This is a genomic window from Dietzia sp. DQ11-44 (assembly GCF_014145205.1).
GTDB lineage: Bacteria > Actinomycetota > Actinomycetes > Mycobacteriales > Mycobacteriaceae > Dietzia > Dietzia natronolimnaea.
Genome location: NZ_JAALEC010000587.1, coordinates 1 through 1975, shown reverse-complemented (window position 1 = coordinate 1975; position 1975 = coordinate 1). Strand labels below are relative to the sequence as shown.

Below are 1975 nucleotides of genomic sequence, written 5' to 3'. Positions count from 1 at the left end.
GCGACGCCCTGGAGACCCATGCCGCGCACCTGCCCCCGGCCGGCGGGGCGTACCTGCGTTCGGGGGAGGAGATGGCCGAGCTGTTCGACCGCTGGCCGGCCGCCGTCACCGGCGCGGCGGGCCTGGGTCGCGAGTGCGCATTCGACCTCCGGCTCATCGCCCCCGAGCTGCCGCCGTTCGATGTTCCCGAGGGCCACACGGAGGACAGTCGGCTCGCCGAACTCACCTATGCGGGGGCCGCGCGGCGCTACGGGGCCCGGGATACGGCGCCGGAGGCCTATGCCCAGATCCACCGCGAGCTGGGGGTGATCGCCGAGCTGGGGTTCCCCGGCTACTTCCTCGTGGTCCACGACATCGTCGAGTTCTGTCGCAGGGAGGGCATCCTCTGCCAGGGCAGGGGGTCGGCCGCCAACTCGGCGGTCTGCTACGCCCTCGGCATCACCAACGTCGACCCGGTGGGCGCGCACCTGCTCTTCGAGCGATTCCTGTCCCCGGAGCGGGACGGTCCGCCCGACATCGACGTGGACATCGAGTCCGGTCGTCGGGAGGAGGCCATCCAGTACGTCTACTCCCGCTACGGGCGGGACCATGCCGCGCAGGTCGCCAATGTCATCACCTACCGGGGGCGGTCGGCCGTGCGGGACGTGGCCCGGGCACTCGGGTACTCCACCGGGCAGCAGGACGCGTGGTCCAAGAGCGTGGACCGGTGGTCGGGTCTGAAGAACCACGAGCGGGAGGCCACCGAGCACACCGTCCCGGCCGACGTGCTGGCGCTGGCCCGCAGACTCGTCGGACTGCCCCGGCACCTCGGCATCCATTCCGGCGGCATGGTGATCTGCGACCGGCCGGTGGCCGACGTGGTGCCCGTCGAATGGGCGCGCATGCCCGGGCGGACGGTCCTGCAGTGGGACAAGGACGACTGCGCGGCGGTCGGTCTGGTCAAGTTCGACATGCTGGGGCTGGGGATGCTCACGGCGCTACACCACGCCATCGACCTCGCGGCCGAGCACAAGGACCTCGAGGTGGACCTGGCCCGACTGGACCTCTCCGATCCCGAGGTCTACGAGATGCTGTGCCGGGGTGATTCCGTGGGGGTGTTCCAGGTGGAGTCGCGGGCGCAGATGGCCACGCTGCCCAGACTCCGGCCGCGGACGTTCTACGACCTCGTGGTGGAGGTGGCGCTCATCCGCCCCGGCCCCATCCAGGGCGGCTCCGTGCACCCCTACATCCGTAGACGAAACGGGCGGGAGGAGGTGGTGTTCGACCACCCCGCGCTCGAGGCGGCCCTGGGGCGGACGCTGGGGATCCCGCTGTTCCAGGAGCAGCTCATGCAGATCGCCACCGAGATCGCCGGGTTCACCGGGGCGGAGGCGGACCAGCTCCGCCGGGCGATGGGGGCCAAGCGCTCACCCGAGCGGATGGCGCGGCTGCGGGAGAGGTTCTTCGCGGGCATGCGTGACCTCCACGGCATCGGCACCAGCCCACCCGGGACACCGGTCACCGGGCCCGAGGTGGGGGAGCGGATCTGGGAGAAGATGTGCGCGTTCGCCAACTACGGCTTCCCCGAGAGCCACTCCCAGTCCTTCGCGGCGATCGTCTACTACTCGGCGTGGTTCAAGTGCCACCACCCGGCTGTCTTCTGTGCGGCGCTGCTGCGTAGCCAGCCGATGGGGTTCTACTCGCCGCAGTCCCTCGTGGCCGACGCCCGCAGGCACGGCGTCACCGTGCACCGCCCCTGCGTCAACCGTTCGATCGGCGGTGCCACGTGTGAGAACGGGGGTACCGAGGTGCGTCTCGGCCTGGAGTCCGTGCGGGCCATCGGCACCGATCTCGCCACGGCGATCGCCGACGAGCGCGACACCCACGGCCCGTACCTCTCGGCCGCCGACCTCGCCGGCCGCACCGGGCTGACCGTCCGACAGATGGAGGCGCTGGCCACCGCGGGGGCACTCGACGCGCTCGGCGTCGGGGGGCG

1 protein-coding gene is annotated in these 1975 nt (G+C 71.5%); it reads left to right on the top strand.

The features are described from left to right. Nucleotides 1-1975, top strand: a 1975-nt coding sequence (locus tag G6018_RS13855) for an error-prone DNA polymerase (protein WP_182639920.1), incomplete at both ends; no start/stop codon positions are given.